Annotated in this window: 15 protein-coding genes; 3 read left to right on the top strand and 12 right to left on the bottom strand. The window is 66.3% G+C overall.

Going from position 1 to position 18146, the window contains the following annotated elements; translation table 11 throughout:
* The first annotated feature begins 187 nt into the window (after positions 1-187).
* Positions 188-1021, top strand: coding sequence for a response regulator transcription factor (locus tag ASC92_RS06325; RefSeq protein ID WP_082519502.1), 834 nt, complete (start codon positions 188-190; stop codon positions 1019-1021).
* 11 nt (positions 1022-1032) lie between these two features.
* Here ASC92_RS06325 and ASC92_RS06320 read toward each other — a convergent pair whose 3' ends face one another.
* From ASC92_RS06320 to ASC92_RS06305, 4 genes are all read right to left on the bottom strand, one after another.
* Positions 1033-1803, bottom strand: coding sequence for an ABC transporter permease (locus tag ASC92_RS06320; RefSeq protein WP_056512782.1), 771 nt, complete (start codon positions 1801-1803; stop codon positions 1033-1035).
* Positions 1804-1813: 10 nt separating this feature from the next.
* Positions 1814-2653, bottom strand: a complete 840-nt coding sequence (locus tag ASC92_RS06315; protein WP_056512025.1) for an ABC transporter ATP-binding protein — start codon at positions 2651-2653, stop codon at positions 1814-1816.
* On the bottom strand, positions 2653-3687 hold the full coding sequence (locus ASC92_RS06310; RefSeq protein WP_056512022.1) for an ABC transporter substrate-binding protein: 1035 nt from the start codon (positions 3685-3687) through the stop codon (positions 2653-2655). The genes ASC92_RS06315 and ASC92_RS06310 overlap by 1 nt, the downstream gene beginning before the upstream one ends.
* A gap of 90 nt (positions 3688-3777) precedes the next feature.
* The gene (locus ASC92_RS06305; RefSeq protein WP_056512021.1) at positions 3778-6078 is read right to left on the bottom strand and encodes an NADP-dependent malic enzyme; all 2301 of its coding nucleotides are present in this window, start codon (positions 6076-6078) and stop codon (positions 3778-3780) included.
* Between the two features lie 230 nt (positions 6079-6308).
* Here ASC92_RS06305 and ASC92_RS06300 point away from each other — a divergent pair, with 230 nt between their 5' ends.
* Positions 6309-7643, top strand: coding sequence for an NAD(P)/FAD-dependent oxidoreductase (locus tag ASC92_RS06300; protein ID WP_056512017.1), 1335 nt, complete (start codon positions 6309-6311; stop codon positions 7641-7643).
* Positions 7644-7753: 110 nt separating this feature from the next.
* Here ASC92_RS06300 and ASC92_RS06295 read toward each other — a convergent pair whose 3' ends face one another.
* The 3 genes from ASC92_RS06295 to gcl are packed head-to-tail and all read right to left on the bottom strand — an operon-like array spanning position 7754 to position 11281.
* Positions 7754-8662: a 2-hydroxy-3-oxopropionate reductase gene (locus ASC92_RS06295; RefSeq protein WP_056512013.1), complete on the bottom strand. Its 909-nt coding sequence runs from the start codon at positions 8660-8662 to the stop codon at positions 7754-7756.
* Between the two features lie 23 nt (positions 8663-8685).
* Complete coding sequence (hyi, locus tag ASC92_RS06290) at positions 8686-9471, bottom strand: hydroxypyruvate isomerase (protein WP_056512011.1); 786 nt, start codon at positions 9469-9471, stop codon at positions 8686-8688.
* A 19-nt stretch (positions 9472-9490) separates the two neighbouring features.
* Positions 9491-11281, bottom strand: a complete 1791-nt coding sequence (gene gcl / locus ASC92_RS06285) for a glyoxylate carboligase (RefSeq protein WP_056512009.1) — start codon at positions 11279-11281, stop codon at positions 9491-9493.
* A gap of 111 nt (positions 11282-11392) precedes the next feature.
* Here gcl and ASC92_RS06280 point away from each other — a divergent pair, with 111 nt between their 5' ends.
* Entirely contained in the window at positions 11393-12295 is a 903-nt protein-coding gene (locus tag ASC92_RS06280; protein ID WP_056512006.1) for a LysR family transcriptional regulator, read from the top strand.
* Between the two features lie 271 nt (positions 12296-12566).
* Here ASC92_RS06280 and ASC92_RS06275 read toward each other — a convergent pair whose 3' ends face one another.
* The 5 genes from ASC92_RS06275 to ASC92_RS06255 all read right to left on the bottom strand — a co-directional run bounded on the left by ASC92_RS06275 (position 12567) and on the right by ASC92_RS06255 (position 17927).
* On the bottom strand, positions 12567-14063 hold the full coding sequence (locus tag ASC92_RS06275) for a carotenoid oxygenase family protein (RefSeq protein ID WP_056512001.1): 1497 nt from the start codon (positions 14061-14063) through the stop codon (positions 12567-12569).
* 7 nt (positions 14064-14070) lie between these two features.
* Positions 14071-14517, bottom strand: a complete 447-nt coding sequence (locus ASC92_RS06270; protein WP_056511995.1) for a DUF2141 domain-containing protein — start codon at positions 14515-14517, stop codon at positions 14071-14073.
* Between the two features lie 137 nt (positions 14518-14654).
* The gene (locus ASC92_RS06265; protein ID WP_056511992.1) at positions 14655-15770 is read right to left on the bottom strand and encodes an AI-2E family transporter; all 1116 of its coding nucleotides are present in this window, start codon (positions 15768-15770) and stop codon (positions 14655-14657) included.
* A gap of 106 nt (positions 15771-15876) precedes the next feature.
* Positions 15877-16581 (bottom strand): GntR family transcriptional regulator, encoded by a 705-nt coding sequence (locus ASC92_RS06260; protein WP_056511989.1) that lies wholly within the window; start codon positions 16579-16581, stop codon positions 15877-15879.
* An 8-nt stretch (positions 16582-16589) separates the two neighbouring features.
* Positions 16590-17927: a C4-dicarboxylate transporter DctA gene (locus tag ASC92_RS06255; protein WP_056511986.1), complete on the bottom strand. Its 1338-nt coding sequence runs from the start codon at positions 17925-17927 to the stop codon at positions 16590-16592.
* Positions 17928-18146: the final 219 nt, after the last annotated feature.

The following is an 18146-nucleotide window of genomic DNA, read 5'->3' as shown; positions in this document are numbered from 1 at the left end:
CCGCCGGACGGAGCGTTGTCCATAGGATAAAAGTTGTCACCCAAAGGATGACGCGCTGTGCCGGGCGTGCGCCCTCATGCCCTTAACCTTTTGATACCTTGCGAGGGCCGCAGACCTATCTGCACGATGGTGTGGTCTTTACCATTACCTCCCGGATACCTCCAAAACAAGCGCCTCGGAGGAAGCCATGGAAGAAGTCCCACTGTCGTCTGCTGGGCGGGAACCTGCGTGGAACGTAGATCTGCGGCCGTTCACGCAAGACTTCCGCCCGCTGTCGCCATTTGCACCACCCGCGCTGTGGACATCGAGCTGTTTTCAGCCAGCTTGCCTGGAGATTCCATCTCCTGCCCCGTACCCTGCGGTCGAAGTCCGTGTTCCGGTTCTCGTCGCAACCTGCCTGGGCCGCGCATCGACGCTGTCCGGGCTGGGCCTGTTGGCCTCGAGGCACTCGGCCGAACGGATGTACCGGATCGAGCACGCGGAAATGAACAGCATTTCCGAGCTGGACGCGCGCTGCCTGCAGCAGGCGCCTCGTCTGCTGCTGGTGGACATCGCGTTGATTGCGCCGGAAAGAGTCAACAAATTGGACGATCTGCGCCGCCGTTTTCCGGCCACCGACTGGCTCCTCGGTTGGGAGGGGCCCTCCATGCCGGGGCTGGATGCAGCGATCCGAAGTCAAGCGCGCGGCTGCGTCGAGTGGACAGCGAGCGCAGAGCAGTTCGCGCAATCGCTGGATGCCGTGCTGGCAGGCACCTTGGGCTTCCCGGGTCCGGTGTTGCAGGCACTTTATCTGTCTGTGCTGCGATTGAAAGCGGCCGGCGGGCGGCCGGCGTCCTGTGCCATATCGCCTGCAATGAGGCTGACCGCACGAGAGAACGAGGTGCTGTCGCTGATGTACCGTGATATGACCAACAAACAGATCGCCGAGCGACTCGACATCAGTGTCAACACGGTCAAGAAGCACCTCGCCCATGTGTTCGCGAAGCAGGGGCAGCACAGCCGACGCTGGCATCTCGCCTGATCCGGCGCGGCCTACTGGTTCTGCGACCCGCGGTGCGCCCAGCCTGTGGTGTGCTTCTCGATCACGCTGAACAGTTCGTACATCAGCATCGCCATCGCGCCCACCACCATCAGGCCCGCGAAGGCCAGGCCCATCTGCATGGCCGAGCCGGCCGAGATCAGCAGGTAGCCGATGCCTTCGTTGGCGGCCGTCATCTCGCTCACCGTGGTGCCGACGAAGGCCAGCGTGATGGCGACCTTCAGCGAGCCGAAGAAGTAGGGCATGGAACGCGGCAGGCCGATCTTCATGAGCACGTCCCAGCGCTTGGCGCCCAGCACGCGCAGCACGTCTTCGAGCTCAGGCTCCAGCGTGGCAAGGCCGGTCGCGATGTTGACCATGATCGGGAAGAAGCTGATCAAAAAGGCCGTGAGGATCGCCGGCCCCGCGCCGATGCCGAACCACACCACCAGGATGGGCACGAAGGCCGCCTTGGGCAGGGCGTTGAAGGCCGTCATCAGCGGGTAGATGGCCGCGTATGCGATGCGCGAGCTGCCGATGACGAAGCCCAGCAGCACGCCCACGACGATTGCAAGGCCGAAGCCCGCCATCGTGACCCAGAAGGTGCGCCACGCATGGCCCGCGATGATTTCCTTGAATTCCCAGAACTGGTTCCAGATGCGCAGCGGGCTCGGAAAGATGAAGTCCGAAACCTCGAAGCCCGCGCAGATCACCTGCCACAGCAGGATCACCGCCACGAGCAGCAGCCACGGCGACCAGCGTTCGAGTTGCTTGGTGTTCTTCATGGTGCGTTCCTCAATGCGCCGCCGCCACAGCGGCATTGCCGCGGATCGCGCCGATATGCCCGCGCAACTCCAGCACGATGTCGGTGAACTCCTTCGTGTAGGTGAGTTCGAGCTCGCGCGGGCGCGGCAGCTCGATGTCGCGCTTGACCACGAAGCGCCCCGGGCTCTTGCTCATCACATACACCGTGTCGGCCAGGAACACCGATTCGCGCAGATCGTGCGTCACCAGGATCACGTTGAACTGCTGCTCGGTCCAGAGGTCGCGCAGGATGCACCATAGCTCTTCGCGCGTGAAGGCGTCGAGCGCGCCGAAGGGTTCGTCGAGCAGCAGCATCTTGGGCTCGTGGATGAGCGCGCGGCAGATGCTCGCGCGCTGCTGCATGCCGCCCGAGAGCTGCCACGGAAACTTGTCTTCATAGCCCGCGAGGCCCACCTTCTGCAGCAGCTTGCGCGCGCGCTCGACGTACTCCTTGCGTTTCGCCTTGAAGTTCGAGCGGTAGGGCTCGACGATTTCCAGCGGCAGCAGCACGTTGTCGACCGTGGTGCGCCACGGCAGCAGCGAAGGCGCCTGGAAGGCCATGCCGGAGATCTTCAGCGGCCCGGTCACGTTCTGTCCGTCGATGCGGATCTTGCCCATCGAAGGCATCTTCAGCCCCGTCGTGAGCTTCATGAAGGTCGACTTGCCGCAGCCCGAGGGCCCGACGATGGCGATGAATTCGCCGCGCTTGACCTTCAGGTCGATGGCCTCGACCGCGAAGTGGTTGGCGCGAAGAAGCTCTTCGTTGTAGGCGAGCCAGACGTCCTGGAAGTCGACGAAGGGGGCGGCCGCGTCCTGCGATGCGCCCGCCATCACTTCTTCGACAGGATGTTCAGTTCGGCCGCTGGCGGCAGCAGTGCAGCGGTCCACACCGCGTCGGGGCTCACGCGCGTCTTGGTGTTGAACGCGTCCGACACCTGCGAGGCCATCAGCGACATGCGGCCCGCGTTGACCGTGCCGAAGCCTTCGGCGCGCGCGTCGGCGCTGTTGATGACGGTGTCGATGGCCAGCTGCAGGCGGCGCGTCTCGAGCTTGCTGTCGACGATGCCGTCGCGCGCCTTCACCGATTCGATGCCCATCGCCGGGTTGGCGATGACTTCCTTCGCTCCCTTGGCGAAGGCCGAGAGGAATTTCTTCACCGCTGCCGGGTTCTCCTTGATGAGCTTGGGCGAGGCGATGATCACGTTGCCGTACAGCTTCACGCCGTAGTCGGGGTACGGCAGGATCACCACGTCGGCCGCCTTGGCGCCGCGCGCCTCGAGGTTGAGCAGCGAGGTGAAGGTGAAGCCGGTGATGGCGTCGATGTCGCCGCGGATCAGCATGGTCTCGCGCAGCGTCGGGTCCATGGCAGTCCAGTTGACGGGACCGATGTTGTTGGCCTTCGCGAAGATCGGGAAGGCGCGGCGGCCGGCATCGAACACCGGCGCGCCAAGCTTCTTGCCGGCGAGGTCCGCGGGCTTGGTGATGCCGCTCTTCTTGAGCGCCATGACCGAGGCCGGCGTGTTGTTGTAGACCATCATCACCGCGACCGGCTTGTTGGGACTGTCGGGGTTGTTGGCGTGGAATTCCATCAGCGCCGCGAGGTCGGCAAAGCCCATGTCGTAGGCGCCCGAGGCCACGCGCGTGACGGTGCCGCCCGAGCCATTGCCCGCGTCGATGCTCACGTCGAGCCCGGCGGCCTTGAAGTAGCCCTTGGCCGCCGGATGAAGGAACAGCGCGGCCGGTCCCTCGAAGCGCCAGTCGAGCTGGAACTTGATCGGCGTCGGGCTCTGGGCAAGGGCCGGCGAGAGGCCGAAGCTGAGGGCCGAGGCGGCGAGGAAGGACTGGAGCAGTTGGCGCTTGTTCATGCGGTATCCGTGATGTGAATGCTTCGGCATTCAAGCAAAAACGGTGCCCGCACGCGATTGGTGCGAACCCTCCCGCCGGCTGCTCGGTACTTACTTGTCGACGGTCACCTTCGCCACCGCCAGCGCCGTCATGTTGATGATGCGGCGCACCGTCGACGAGGGCGTGAGCACGTGCGCCGAGCTCGCGGCGCCCAGCAGCACCGGGCCGACCGTGATGCCGTTGGCACCGGTCATCTTCAGCACGTTGTAGAGAATGTGCGCCGAATCGAGGTTCGGGCACACCAGCAGGTTGGCTTCGCCGCTCAGCGTGGTATCAGGCAGGGCGGTGCGGCGGACGTCTTCCGACAGCGCCGCGTCGCCGTGCATCTCGCCATCGCATTCGATGTCGGGCGCCATTTGCGCGAACAGGTCGCGCGCCAGCCGCATCTTGCGCGCCGAGCCGCGGCTGGAGGTGCCGTAGTTCGAGTGCGACAGGAAGGCCACCTTCGGCGGCAGGCCGAAGCGGCGCACTTCCTCGGCGGCCATCACCGCGATGCTCGCCAGCATCTCGGCGCTCGGGTCTTCGTTCACGTTGGTGTCGGTGATGAAGACCGTGCCCTTGTCGAGTGTCAGCGCGTTCAGCGTGGCGAAGCCGGGTGCGCCGCGCTTCAGGCCGATCAGGTTGCGGATGTGCTCCAGGTGCACGTCGAAGCGTCCGACCAGGCCGCAGATCATCGCGTCGGCGTCGCCCAGGTGCAGCATCAGCGCGGCAATGGTGGTGTTCGAGCGGCGCACCATGGTCTTGGCAGCCTCCGGCGTCACGCCGCGGCGGCCCATGATCTTGTGGAAGCTCTCCCAGTAGGTGCGAAAGCGCGGATCGTCCTCGGGGTTGACGATCTCGAAGTCGGTGCCCGCGCGGATGTGCAGGCCGGCCTTCTTGATGCGCGCCTCGATCACGGCCGGGCGGCCCACCAGGATGGGCTTGGCCACGCCTTCGTCGACGGCCCACTGGGCGGCGCGCAGCACGCGCTCGTCTTCGCCTTCCGCGTAGGCCACGCGCTTGGCCGTGGCGATCTTGGCGGCGCTGAACACCGGGCGCATGAACATGCCGGTCTGGTAGACGAAGCGCGTCAGGTGCTGGCGGTAGGCGTCCATGTCCTCGATCGGGCGCGTCGCGACACCCGAGTCGGCGGCGGCCTTGGCCACGGCCGGCGCGATGCGCAGGATCAGGCGCGAGTCGAAGGGCTTTGGAATGATGTAGTCGGGGCCGAAGGCCAGTTCCTGGCCGGCGTAGGCGGTGGCCACTTCCTCGCTGATGTCGGCCTTGGTGAGCTCGGCGATCTCGCGCACGCAGGCCAGCTTCATCTCTTCCGTGATCTTGCTGGCGCCGCAGTCGAGCGCGCCGCGGAAGATGTACGGGAAGCACAGCACGTTGTTGACCTGGTTCGGGTAGTCCGAACGGCCGGTGGCGATGATGCAGTCCGGCCGCACGGCCTTGGCCAGCTCGGGGCGGATCTCGGGCTCGGGGTTGGCCAGCGCCAGGATGATGGGCTGCGTGCCCATGGTCTTGACCATCTCGGCGCTCATGACGCCGGGGGCCGAGCAGCCCAGGAACACGTCGGCGTCCTTCACCACGTCGGCCAGGGTGCGGGCGCCGGTGTCTTTCTGGGCGTAGCGTGCCTTGGATTCGTCGAAACCGCCCGCGCGGCCCATGTAGATCAGGCCCTTGGAGTCGCAGGCGTGGATGTTGGCGGGCTTGGCGCCCAGGCCGACCATCACGTCCAGGCAGGCGATGGCGGCGGCGCCAGCGCCCGAGACGGCGATCTTCACGTCCTCGATCTTCTTGCCGACCAGCTCCAGCCCGTTGAGCAGCGCGGCGGCCGAGATGATGGCCGTGCCGTGCTGGTCGTCGTGGAACACCGGGATGTTCATGCGCTCGCGCAGCTTCTTCTCGATGTAGAAGCACTCGGGGGCCTTGATGTCCTCGAGGTTGATGCCGCCCAGCGTGGGTTCCAGCGCCGCGATGATGTCGACCAGCTTGTCGGGATCGCGCTCGGCCAGTTCGATGTCGAACACGTCGATGCCGGCGAATTTCTTGAACAGGCAGCCCTTGCCTTCCATCACCGGCTTGGCGGCCAGCGGGCCGATGTCGCCCAGGCCGAGCACGGCGGTGCCGTTGGTGATCACGCCCACCAGGTTGCCGCGCGCGGTGTATTCGGAGGCCGTGGCGGGGTCTGCGGCGATGTCGAGACAGGGATAGGCCACGCCCGGCGAATAGGCCAGCGACAGGTCGCGCTGGTTCAGCAGGGGCTTGGTCGGGGTGATCGAAATCTTGCCCTTGACGGGCGACCGGTGGTATTCGCGTGCTGCCTCGCGAAGTGCTTCTTCTGCGGGGGAAAGGGGTGCAGCCATGAAAGTCTCCTTGTTTCTGACGGGCAATGAGGCTACCGCAAAAGCGCAGCCCCTTTGTACAGGGGGAATGCCGAAAACGCCTGAATCCATATCTTCGGCGTGATGGAGTTGGCTTGCCGGTTGGCTAAACTGCGCGATCGTTACCTGCAGTGACTCACGGCTTGCGATGGGCCGGTGCTGGCCGGGGTAGCGCTAAAAAGCGATAAAACCACAACGAGGAGCAACAACGCATGGCATCCGGACCTTTCACCAGCAACGATCCCGATGTCGTGGTCATTGGCGGCGGCCCTTCGGGCTCCACGGTGGCCGCGTTGCTCGCGGACAAGGGCCACGACGTGGTCCTGATCGAGAAGGCGCAGCATCCGCGCTTTCACATCGGCGAGTCGCTGCTGCCGATGAACATGCCGCTGTTCGACCGGCTGGGCGTGCGCACCGAGGTCGAGGCGATCGGCATCCGCAAGCATGGCGCCGAGTTCGTCTCGCCCTGGCACGACCACAGCAGCCACTTCAACTTCGGCGAGGCGATGGACAAGAGTTTTCCGTACGCGGTGCACGTGCGCCGCTCGGAGTTCGACGAACTGCTGTTCCGCCATGCCGGCGCGCGCGGCGCGCGCACCTTCGAGGGCCGGCGCGTCACCGGCGTGGACATGGACGCCGACACCGGCGGCGAGAAGCGCCCGCTGGTCAAGGTCAAGGCCGACGACGGCACCGAAACCACCTGGCGCCCGCGCTTCGTGATCGACGCCAGCGGGCGCGACACCCTGCTGTCGAACCAGTTCGACGTGAAGCAGCGCAACCGCAAGCACGCCAGCGCGGCCCTGTACGGCCACTTCGCCAACGCCGAGCGCCGGCCGGGCCGCTTCGAGGGCAACATCACGCTGTTCTGGTTCGACCACGGCTGGTTCTGGTACATCCCGTTGAAGGACGGCACCGTGAGCGTCGGCGCAGTGGCTTCGCCGGCCTACTTCAAGCGCCGCAAGGGCTCGCTCGAAGAGTTCCTGATGGAAACCATCGCGCTCGCGCCCAAGCTGGCCGCGCGCCTGAAGAACGCCACGCTGATGGAGGGCGCCACCTCCACCGGCAACTACGCCTACGACTCCAAGTTCTGCCGCGGCGACCGCTTCATGATGGTGGGCGACGCCTATGCCTTCGTCGACCCGATGTTCTCCTCGGGCGTGTACCTGGCGATGAACAGCGGCTTCGAGGCCGCCACCGCGGCCGACCACTGGCTCAAGGGCGAGGCGAAGGAGGCCGAGAAGGCCTTCCGCCACTACGAGAAGGTGATGAAGCGCGGACCGAGGATGTTCTCGTGGTTCATCTACCGCATCACCTCGCCGGCCATCCGCCGCCTGTTCATGAACCCGCGCAACGTCTGGCGCATGCAGGAGGCGATGCTGTCCATCCTGGCCGGCGACCTGTTCCGCGACACGCCGATCGGGCCGCGCTTCTGGGGCTTCAAGGTGACCTACTACGCGTCGTGCCTCGGCATCCTGCCGCAGGCCGTGAAGACCTGGGCATGGCGCCGGCGCAACCTGAAAGAGTCGCTGGAAGCCGCCAAGACCTGATTCTTTCCGAGGAACACCGCGGAACCGGCTTTGCCGGGCCGCTGGTGTTGCCCCCGGCGAGGGGGAAGGAGAAGCGACACGAAGTGCGCGAAGCCTGGGGGAGCGCCTGGTCAGTCCGGGGTCACCGTGTGTTGGGCGAGCGCTTCGAGCGCGCGCACGAGCGCCGAGTGGTCCAGCTGGCCGTAGCCCATGGCCGCGCAGGCGTTCATCAGCTGCGCCGCGTTCGCCGTCTGCGGCAGCGCCACGCCCAGCGAGCGCGCGCTCTGCATCGCGAGGTTCAGGTCCTTCTGGTGCAGCGCAATGCGGAAGCCTGGCGCGAAGGTGCGCTTGATCATCCGCTCGCCGTGCACTTCGAGGATGCGCGAGCTCGCGAAGCCGCCCATCAGCGCCTGCCGCACCTTGGCCGGATCGGCGCCGGCCTTGGAGGCGAACACCAGCGCTTCGCCCACGGCCGCGATGTTCAGCGCCACGATGATCTGGTTGGCCACCTTGCAGACCTGGCCGTCGCCTGCGCCGCCCACCAGCGTCACGTTCTTGCCCATCCTGTCGAGCAGCGGCTTCACGCGCTCGAAGGTGCTTTCGTCGCCGCCGCACATGATCGTGAGGCTCGCGGCCTTGGCGCCCACTTCGCCGCCCGAGACCGGCGCGTCGATGTAGCCGGCGCCGAGCGCGACGATGCGTTTGGCGAAGCCCTTGGTGGCAATCGGGTCGATGGAGCTGCAGTCCACCACGATCTTGCCGCGCGAATCCTTCAGGCCTTCGGCCACGCCGTGCGTTCCCGGCTCGCCGAACAGCACCTTTTCCACGTCGGGCGTGTCGGGCACCATGATGAAGATCACGTCGGCCTGGCGCGCCACTTCGGCGGCCGAGGCGCAGATCGTGGCCTTCGAAATGAAGGGCTCGGGCGTGTTGCCCTGCGTGTTCACGAACAGCTGGTGGCCCGCGTCGAGCAGGTGCCCCGCCATGGGCGCGCCCATGATGCCGAGGCCGATGAATCCGATTTTTTGCTGGGTTGTCATGTCTCTGTTTCCTTGTCCGATGCTCATTGCTGCTGGGTGAGTGCCTGGCGCCATCCCAGGCCTTCCACCGTGGTGGCGCGAGGCTTGTATTCGCACCCAATCCAGCCGTCGTAGCCGAGCGAATCGATGTGCCGGAAGAGCCACGGGTAGTTGATCTCGCCCGTGCCCGGCTCGCCGCGGCCCGGGTTGTCGGCCAGCTGGATGTGGCCGATGCGCGCCAGCTGCTTCGTGAGCGTGTTGCCCAGTTCGCCTTCCATGCGCTGCGCGTGGTAGATGTCGTACTGCACGCGCAGGTTGGCCGAACCGACTTCATCGATCAGCGCCAGCGCCTGGTCGGTCCGCGTGAGGAAGAAGCCCGGAATGTCGAAGGTGTTGATGGGCTCGATCAGCAGGCGCAGGCCGGCCGCTTCGAGTTCGCGTGCGGCGAGGCGCAGGTTCGCAACCGCTGTCTTGTGCGCGGCCTCGGTGGTCACGCCCGCGGGCACCTTGCCGACGAGGCAGTTGACCTGCGGGCAGCCGAGCGCGGTCGCGTAGTCGATCGCCATGGCGATGCCTTCGGCGAACTCGCCCGTGCGGTCGGGGTGGCATGCGATGCCGCGCTCGCCCTTGTCCCAGTCGCCGGCCGGCAGGTTGTGCAGCACCTGCTGCAGGCCGTTGTCGCGCAGGGCGGCGGCGAGTTCCTTCTTCTCGAAGGCGTAGGGGAAGAGATACTCCACCCCTTCGAAACCCGCCTTGGCGGCGGCCTCGAAGCGTTGCATGAAAGGCAGCTCGGTGAAGAGCATCGTGAGGTTGGCTGCGAACTTGGGCATGTCTTTCTCTTCCTTCTTTTCAGTCGAGCAGGGCCGCAACGGCGGTTGGCGCATCGGCCAGCGTCTCGGCCAGCGGCTCGAACTCGGTGATGTTGTCGATCTCGGTGCCCATCGCGATGTTGGTCACGCGCTCCAGCATCACCTCGATGACCACCGGCACGCTGAACTCCGCCATCAGCGCTTCGGCGCGGCGGATGGCCGGTGCAATTTCTTCCTGCCTGTTGACGCGGATCGCCTTGCAGCCCAGGCCTTCGACCACTTTGAGGTGGTCCACGCCGTAGCTGCTCTCGATGCCGGCGTCAGGGCCGGCATTGATGTTGTCGAACGCGAGCTGCACGCAGTAGTCCATCTCGAAGCCGCGCTGCGCCTGGCGGATCAGGCCGAGGTAGGAGTTGTTGACCACGATGTGGATGTACGGCAGCTTGAACTGCGCACCCACGGCCAGCTCCTCGATCATGAACTGGAAGTCGTAGTCGCCCGAGAGCGCGACGATCTTGCGCGTCGGGTCGGCGGCGCGCACGCCCAGCGCGGCGGGAATGGTCCAGCCCAGCGGGCCGGCCTGGCCGCAGTTGATCCAGTGGCGCGGGTTGTACACGTGCAGGAACTGCGCAGCCGCGATCTGCGAGAGCCCGATGGTGCTCACGTAGCAGGTGTCGTTGCTGAAGTTGTTGTTCATGCACTGGTACACGCGCTGCGGCTTCATCGGCACGTCGTCGAAGTTGGTCTTGCGCAGCATGGTCTTCTTGCGCTCGATGCATTGCCTGGCCCAGTCGCGGCGGTCGGGCAGGCGGCCTGCGGCCTTCATTTCCTCGGCCACCTCGACGAAGAGCTGCAGCGCGGCCTTGGCGTCGGACACGATGCCGAAATCCGGCGTGAACACGCGGCCGATCTGCGTGGGCTCGATGTCCACGTGCACGAACTTGCGCCCCTTGGTGTAGACATCGACCGAGCCTGTGTGCCGGTTGGCCCAGCGGTTGCCGATGCCGAGCACGAAGTCGCTCGCGAGCATCGTCGCGTTGCCGTAGCGGTGGCTGGTCTGCAGGCCGCACATGCCGGCCATCAGCGGGTGGTCATCGGGAATCGCGCCCCAGGCCATCAGCGTGGGAATCACCGGCACGCCGGTGGCTTCGGCAAAGCGCACCAGCAGGTCGGCCGCATCGGCGTTGATGACGCCGCCGCCGGCCACGATCAGCGGGCGCTCCGCCGCGTTGAGCATCGTGATGGCCTTCTCGATCTGCGCGCGCGTGGCGGCCGGCTTGTAGGGCTTGAGCGGCTCGTAGCTGTCGATGTCGAACTCGATCTGCGCCATCTGCACGTCGAAGGGCAGGTCGATCAGCACCGGGCCCGGACGGCCCGAGCGCATCAGGTGAAAGGCCTGCTGGAACACCTGCGGCACCTGGCCGGGCTCGCGCACCGTGACCGACCACTTGGTGACGGGCTTGGAGATCGACTCGATGTCGACCGCCTGGAAGTCTTCCTTGTAGAGCCGAGCGCGCGGCGCCTGACCGGTGATGCAAAGGATGGGAATCGAATCGGCCCAGGCCGAGTACAGGCCCGTGATCATGTCCGTGCCTGCCGGCCCCGAGGTGCCGATGCACACGCCGATGTTGCCCGCGATGGCGCGCGTGTAGCCCTCGGCCATGTGCGAGGCGCCCTCGACGTGGCGCGCGAGGATGTGCGAGATGCTGCCGCGCTGGCGCAGCGCCGAATACATCGGGTTGATCGCCGCACCCGGCACGCCGAAGGCCTGCGTCACGCCTTCCTTCTCCATCACCAGAACCGCGGCCTGGACCGCTGTCATCTTTGCCATTGCAATCTCCTTTGGGATGGGCTCACTGTAGGAAGCAGGGCGCTTTCCAGGAAGACGGCTGCAGGCCATAAAACCTATTCCAGATTGGAATAAGTGACTACCATCCGGCCCATGGACAGATTGCTTGCAATGGAAATGTTCGTGCGCGTGGTCGAGACCGGCAGCTTCTCGAAGGCCGCGCGCGAGTTCAACACCACCCAGCCCACCGTGACCAAGCAGATCGCCGCCACCGAGGAGCGGCTCAAGGTGCGCCTGCTCAACCGCAACACGCGCGGCGTGAGCCTCACCGAGCCGGGCGCGCTGTACTACGAGAAGTGCAAGACCATCGTGCGCGAGGCCGAGGAGGCCGACAGCATCGTGCAGCTGCGGCAGACCCAGGCACAGGGGCTGCTGCGCGTGGGCACGTCGGTGGCGTTCGGGCGGCGCGTGGTTGTGCCGCTGGCGCTGGAATACATGCGCCGGCATCCGCAGGTGCAACTCGACCTGAGCTTCGAGGACCGCTACGTGGACCTGATCGCGCAGGGCATCGACGTCGCGATCCGAATGGGCAAGCTGGCCGATTCTTCATTGGGCGCGCGCTACCTGGGCGTGAATCCGTGGGCGATGGTGGCGTCACCGGCCTACCTGAAGAAGCACGGTACGCCCAAGCGCGCGCAGGACCTGAGCGCGCACGTGGCGCTGATCTACAGCAGCGTGGTGGGCGACGAGTTCTGGCGCATGCACACACCGAAGGGCGAGCCGGTCACGGTGCCGGTGTCGGGCCGCTTCCGCTCGAACAACCTCTCGGCCGTGTTGGCTGCGGCGCGCGACGGGCTGGGCATTGCGCTGATGCCGCGCTACGTGGCCAGCGACTCCCTGGCCACGGGCAAGGTGCGCGAAGTGCTCGGCGACCATGCGCTGCCTGAGCAGGAAATTCATGCAGTCTTTCCTTCGCCCAAATTGGTGCCGGGCAAGGTGTCGGGCTTTGTTGCGTTCCTGCAGGGGCGTTTCGACGAGGGATGGTGGGCGGGCTGAAGGGTGTTCGTTGCTGAAGGGTTCGTTCGGGGCGCGTACACAGGCCACCGGGTACTCCCCTCCGCGAATGTCCCCCGCTTCGCTCCTCCTTTATTTCGCTGCGGGGAGCACCCGGTGCCCTGTGCACGAGGGCACGGTGCCTTGCTCCGCGAAATAAAGGAGGAGCGAAGCGGGGGACATTCGCGGAGCAAGGTACCCCGTCGGCGTGATCGCCCCCCCGAACCGCACCCCGAACAATCGACGTGCAGCCACGCAGACAGCACGTCCCTCTTCAGGCCGGCACAAAGGCCCCGTGCAACCCCAACGGCAGTGCATACGGCAACGTGGCCTGAGCCACTGGCCCCGCCCCGAGGTGGTCTGCCGCGAAGCACGACAGCACGGTTTTCTTCCGGCCGAAGTCGAGCGCCGTGCCCAGCACCCAGCCCGGCTTCGAGCCGTCCGGCACGAAGACGTGTTCTTCCACGATGGCCTGCGCGCCGTAGCTGAAGCGCTGGCTGCGGCCGGTCTCGACATCGGTGCGTGCAATTGCGCCGAAGCCCGGCAGTTCGCGCCGGATCTGCGTGGCGTGGACCACGTGGCGGTGCCGCAGGCCCACGCGGCGTGGATCGATGCGCGGGAACTCGGCCTCCTGCGCCAGCGCCGTTTGCGTCGCCCGGCCCGTGCTCAGGTTCAGCGTGGCGACGGTCAGATACGGCTCGGTGCTTTTCACGCGGCGCCCGCGCATCACTTCGCGGTTGCTCGTGAACACCGAGTCGGCGTTGTCCGATCGCACATAGTCGACGTGAATCAGCGTGCCGCGCGGCGTGACTTCTTCCCAGGCGTTGCCGACGTGGAACAGGAAGCCGGCCGGCAGCGCCAGCAGCTGGCGCCGCTCCCAGTTCTGCTTGTCGACGACCAGTGCGCGCATGCCCAGCTCGGGCCGCCAGACGTGGGCATCGAGAAAGCTCGCGCCGACCTCCTTTCGCTTGCCGTCGTAGACCAGCGGCGGCATCAGGAACACGAGGTGCCGCTCGGTCACGGCGAAGTCGTGGACCATCGGCATGTCGGCCACCGGCACCACAGCCGCGCGGCGCAGCGTGCCCTCGGAACCGATCTCGTACAGCGCCAGCAGGCCCTGGCCGGAGCTGACGCCGAAGTTCCAGACCGTGCCGTCCGGGTCCACCTTCGGGTGGGCCGAGAAGGGCATGCCCGCGAGGTCGGCGCGCCAGGTCTTCAGGCCCAGCGTGTCCAGCGTGCGCGCGTCGATGCGCGTGGCCGAGCCGCCCTCCCAGAGCGCCAGCACCTCGCCCTGCATCGGCAGCACACTGGTGTTGGCGACGTTGATGCTGTCGGCCGAGGTCGGTGGCTCGACGCCCGGCGGCATGGTGCCGAAAGCCTCGAACAACCGGCGGCCGGCCTTCACCTCGGCCACGCGCTTGGGCGTGGCGACATAGCGGCCCTCGTGCCGCACGTCGCTCCCTTCGATCGCGAGGCGATGCACCATGCCATCGCCGTCGAACCAGTGGTGGTAGCGCTCGCCGCCCAGGTCGTGCCCGGCCGGACCGATGCGGAACAGCGTGCCGGCGACGGCATCGGGGAAGCGACCGCGCACCGTGGCGCGGGTGGGCGGCATGTCGTCTGGCGGCGTGGCGAAGCCGATCTTCCAGACGGCGCCGGAGGTTTCGTACTGGGCCTGCCAGTCGTCAGTGCCCGCGGCGCGCGCCAGCGGTGCCAGAAGCGGCAGGGCGCCGGCGGATGCGAGCAGGCGCAGGAGTTCGCGTCGTTCCATGGTTGCCTCAGCGCAGGCGGATGGTGGTTTGAAGATCGGCGTCGATGCGGATCGCAGCGGCCTCGAAATCAGGCGCGGCGCGGTTGCCCTTGGCATCGTTCGAGAAGCCGTAGCGCTCGGTCGGCATGCCCATGAGATTGGTGTCGAGCTTGCCGTTGCCGTTCTCGTCGGCGAATGCCCGCAAGGCGTAGCGGCCCGGTGCCAGGCCCGGGAACACGAGGCGGGCCTTGCCGCCCTGCATCGGCACGGTCTGCGCGGCCACCGACCTGCTGTCGGCGTAGCCGGCGGCGTCGCTGTACAGCGCAACGTAGAGCGTGGCATTGGCGGCGGGGCCGTCGACTACGCTCAGGCCAAGGTCGGCGGCAAGGGCGCCCACGGGCGAGAGGGGCGCGAGGATGGCGGCGGTGCACAGCGTGCGCACGGCCGGTCGGCACAGGAGGGCGGGAAGTTGCATGGCGGAGCCTCTGGAAGTTGGAGGCCCGACGATCTCGCAGGCCACCCCGTTGTGCCCAGTGCCATGCGACGGAATGCGCGATTGCGCGCGCGAAATGCACGCGGCGGGGAGCAGGCGGGCTGGCACCCGCCCGTGCCTCAGCCCCTTTTCCTGTCCTTGAGGCTTTCCGCGCGTTCTGAACTTTCGGCCGGTTCGTGCTCCACGCCCACGTGCCCCGAGTCCGCGAACAGGCTCCACGCCGCCATGAACAGCGCCGCGATCACCGGCCCGATCACGAAGCCATTGATGCCGAAGATCGCCATGCCGCCGATGGTCGACATCAGCACGATGTAGTCGGGCATCTGCGTGTCCTTGCCCACCAGCACGGGGCGCAGGATGTTGTCGACCAGGCCGATCACGAACACGCCCACGAAGATCAGCACGCCGCCCTGCCAGAAATGCCCCGTGGCCAGGAAGTAGATGGCCACCGGCCCCCAGATCAGCGCCGCGCCCACGGCAGGCAGCAGCGACAGGAAGGCCATCAGCACCGCCCACAGCAGCGCGCCCTGCACCCCGAGGAACCAGAAGGCCACCCCGCCGATGGTGCCCTGCGCGATGGCCACTGCCACGTTGCCCTTCACCGTCGCGCGGATCACGGTGGTGAACTTGTTCAGCAGGTAGTGCGTGTGCGGCTTGGCCAGCGGCACGGCGTCGCGCATGGTCTTCGACAGCGTCGCGCCGTCGCGCACCAGGAAGTACAGCAGATACAGCATCACGAAGAAGCTGACCACGAAGTCGAAGGTGTTCTGGCCGATGGCGAGCGCCTGGCTTGCGATGATCTGGCTGGCCTGCCCGGCGATGGCCGAGATGCGCGCCTGCCATGCCGCCATGTCGCCGAGGTCGAAGCGCTCGACCAGGTTCAGTAGCCATTGCGGCGAGGCATCGAGGATCTGCTGGAAGTAGGCTGCGAAGTTGATCTGGCCCGAACGGATGTTCTGCGTGACCAGCGCGATTTCCTGCACCAGCGAAACGCCCACCATGGCCAGCGGCAGGATCACGATGAACAGGCAGATGGCCAGCGTCGACAGCGCAGCGAAATTGGGTTTGCCGCGCATCTTCTTCAGCAGCCATTTGTAGAGCGGCGTGAACAGGATCGCCAGCGCCACGCCCCACAGCACCGCGCCGAAGAACGGCATAAGCACCCAGAGGAAGGCGACGGTCACGGCGGCGAGTAGGGCGAGGAACACGCCGCGCTGGAGTTGGGGTGAGTTCATAGGTGTCTCGGACTGTAGCCGAGCGCGAACCCGCGGCCGTGTCAGCTGGCGCGCCCTTGTGCAGTGCAACAGACTGGAGGGCGGGATTCGCCCATGGTGCACAGCTTCAGCGCTTGGTGCGCGGCAGCGCCACGGGCGCCAGCGTGGCGCGCAAGCGGGTCGGCGCGTCCGCCTCGGCGGCAACGTCCACTTCGAGCGCACGTTCGACATTGCCGATGTGATCGAGCATCAGCAGGCGGGCCTTGGCCGTGTCGCCCGCTTCGAGCGCCGCCACGATGGCGCGATGCTCCGTGCACGACTGTCCCGCTTCGTGCTTCGACTGGTAGAGCGTGGCCGCCAGCGTGGTGCGTGCCGTGAGGTCGCGCAGCACGTCGACCAGCAGCTGGTGCCCCATCTGCTCGGCCAGGCAGACGTGGAAGTCGGCCAGCAGAAAGGCGCGGGTGGCGGCGTCGGCGCCGTCGATGGCGCGCTGCTCATCGGCGATGTGGTCGCGCAGCTTGCGGATCACCTTCGACAGCGGTCGCCCCGCGCTCGCTTCCAGGATGCCGGCCTCGACGATGCGGCGTGCCGAGAACGCATCGCGCGCTTCTTCGGCCGAGGGCTCCACCACGTACCAGCCGCGGCGCGACTGCACCTCGACGAAACCGCGCGCCTGCAGCTGCATCAGCGCCTCGCGCACCATCGTGCGGCTCACCGAGAAGTTCTCGGCCAGTGCCTGCTCGCCGAGCCGCTCGCCCGGTGCGAGCTTCTGCGCGAGGATGGCCTCGACGACGCGTTCGGCAATGACGGTGGGGCTGACATCGGCGGGCATGTTTTTTTTCAGTGGGCGCTGGAGGCAGTACCGGTGCCGGCGTTTATCACGGACCCGGCCTCGGCCAGCGGCTCGTCGTCGGGCGAATAGCTGCCGTTGAGCACTGCATGCGCGCGCTCGCGGTCGATGTCGCCTTCCCAGGCGGCAATGGCCACCGTTGCCACGCAGTTGCCGATCAGGTTGCCCAGCGCGCGGGCGATGCCCATGAACCAGTCGACCGACAGCACCAGCACGAGGCCGATGGCGGGAATTGCGGGAATCGCATGCAGCGTGGCGGCCAGCACCACGATGGCCGAGCCCGGCACGCCGTGCGCGCCCTTGGAGGTGACCAGCGCGATCGCGAGGATCGTCAGCAGGTCGGCCATCGAGATCGGTGTGTTGGTGGCCTGCGCGATGAACACGGCCGCCAGCGTGATGTAGATCGAGAAGGCGTCGAGGTTGAACGAGTAGCCGGTCGGGATCACGAGGCCCACGGTCGAATCGCGGATGCCCATGCGGCGCAGCTTGGCCATGATCTGCGGCAGCACGCTGTCCGACGAGGTCGTGGCGAACACGATGGTGAGCTCTTCGCGCAGGTAGCGCAGCAGCTTGATCAGGCTGAAGCCCGACATGCGCATCACAAGCCCGAGCACCACGAACACGAAGATCAACACCGCGCCGTAAAAGAGCGCCACCAGCATGCCCAGCTGCTTGAGCGAGCCGATGCCGTACTGCCCCACCGTGAAGGCGATGGCACCCAGCACGCCCAGCGGCGCCAGCTTGATGATGATGCCCATGATCTTGAACAGCACCAGCGAAAGCGCATCGACCACCACCGCCACCGGCTTGCCGCGATCGCCCAGCAGCGTGAGCGCGCAGCCGAACAGTACCGCGAACAGCAGCACCTGCAGCACGTCGCCGGTGGCAAAGGCATTGACCACCGTGGTCGGAATGAGCTTCATCAGGAAATCGACCGTGCCGCCGCTCGTGAGCTTGTCGGCGTTCGAGGCGTAGGCGCTCATCGCGGTCGCGTCGAGCTTGGAGGGGTCGACGTTCATGCCCGCGCCGGGCTGGAACACGAAGGCCAGCACCAGGCCCATGGCCAGCGCGATGGTGGTCAGCACCTCGAAGTAGATGAGCGACTTCACGCCCACCCGGCCCACGCGCTTGAGGTCTCCCGCGCCGGCGATGCCATGCACCACCACGCAGAACACCAGCACTGGGATGATCATCTTGATCAGCTTGATGAAACCGTCACCGAGCGGCTTGAGCTTGACGGCGAGTTCCGGTATGAATAGCCCGGCGAGCACGCCGAGCACCAGCGCGATGACCACCTGGCCGAAAAGCGATTTGGCGAAGCGAGGCATGGAAGCTCCTGTCGTGTTGGTTGTTTGCATGCAAGACATTGGTGTTCTTGCATGCAAGAAATGTAGGCAAGGAAACTTCGATGCGGTCACAGGGTATTCCCGCTCTTCCAGTTGGGGGCGTCGCGCTTGCGCAACCAATATGAATTGATGTGACATTTTCACATTACTCACATATAGTCACATTCGAATGACTTTCCGAGCCCGGTTCAGTTAGAGATC

Source organism: Variovorax sp. Root411, from assembly GCF_001425205.1.
Taxonomy (GTDB): domain Bacteria; phylum Pseudomonadota; class Gammaproteobacteria; order Burkholderiales; family Burkholderiaceae_C; genus Variovorax.
Note: the sequence above shows the minus strand (reverse complement) of the source record. Positions and strands in the feature narration are given on the sequence as shown.

What these genes read in the sequence shown, in the direction of transcription:
- ASC92_RS06325 (WP_082519502.1), top strand. Translation starts at nt 188, where the DNA reads ATGGAAGAAGTCCCACTGTCGTCTGCTGGGCGGGAACCTGCGTGGAAC.
- ASC92_RS06265 (WP_056511992.1), bottom strand. Translation starts at nt 15,770, where the DNA reads ATGAACTCACCCCAACTCCAGCGCGGCGTGTTCCTCGCCCTACTCGCC.
- ASC92_RS06255 (WP_056511986.1), bottom strand. Translation starts at nt 17,927, where the DNA reads ATGCCTCGCTTCGCCAAATCGCTTTTCGGCCAGGTGGTCATCGCGCTG.
- ASC92_RS06275 (WP_056512001.1), bottom strand. Translation starts at nt 14,063, where the DNA reads ATGGAACGACGCGAACTCCTGCGCCTGCTCGCATCCGCCGGCGCCCTG.
- ASC92_RS06310 (WP_056512022.1), bottom strand. Translation starts at nt 3,687, where the DNA reads ATGAACAAGCGCCAACTGCTCCAGTCCTTCCTCGCCGCCTCGGCCCTC.
- ASC92_RS06305 (WP_056512021.1), bottom strand. Translation starts at nt 6,078, where the DNA reads ATGGCTGCACCCCTTTCCCCCGCAGAAGAAGCACTTCGCGAGGCAGCA.
- ASC92_RS06260 (WP_056511989.1), bottom strand. Translation starts at nt 16,581, where the DNA reads ATGCCCGCCGATGTCAGCCCCACCGTCATTGCCGAACGCGTCGTCGAG.
- ASC92_RS06280 (WP_056512006.1), top strand. Translation starts at nt 11,393, where the DNA reads ATGGACAGATTGCTTGCAATGGAAATGTTCGTGCGCGTGGTCGAGACC.
- ASC92_RS06300 (WP_056512017.1), top strand. Translation starts at nt 6,309, where the DNA reads ATGGCATCCGGACCTTTCACCAGCAACGATCCCGATGTCGTGGTCATT.
- ASC92_RS06320 (WP_056512782.1), bottom strand. Translation starts at nt 1,803, where the DNA reads ATGAAGAACACCAAGCAACTCGAACGCTGGTCGCCGTGGCTGCTGCTC.
- gcl (WP_056512009.1), bottom strand. Translation starts at nt 11,281, where the DNA reads ATGGCAAAGATGACAGCGGTCCAGGCCGCGGTTCTGGTGATGGAGAAG.
- ASC92_RS06315 (WP_056512025.1), bottom strand. Translation starts at nt 2,653, where the DNA reads ATGGCGGGCGCATCGCAGGACGCGGCCGCCCCCTTCGTCGACTTCCAG.
- ASC92_RS06295 (WP_056512013.1), bottom strand. Translation starts at nt 8,662, where the DNA reads ATGACAACCCAGCAAAAAATCGGATTCATCGGCCTCGGCATCATGGGC.
- hyi (WP_056512011.1), bottom strand. Translation starts at nt 9,471, where the DNA reads ATGCCCAAGTTCGCAGCCAACCTCACGATGCTCTTCACCGAGCTGCCT.
- ASC92_RS06270 (WP_056511995.1), bottom strand. Translation starts at nt 14,517, where the DNA reads ATGCAACTTCCCGCCCTCCTGTGCCGACCGGCCGTGCGCACGCTGTGC.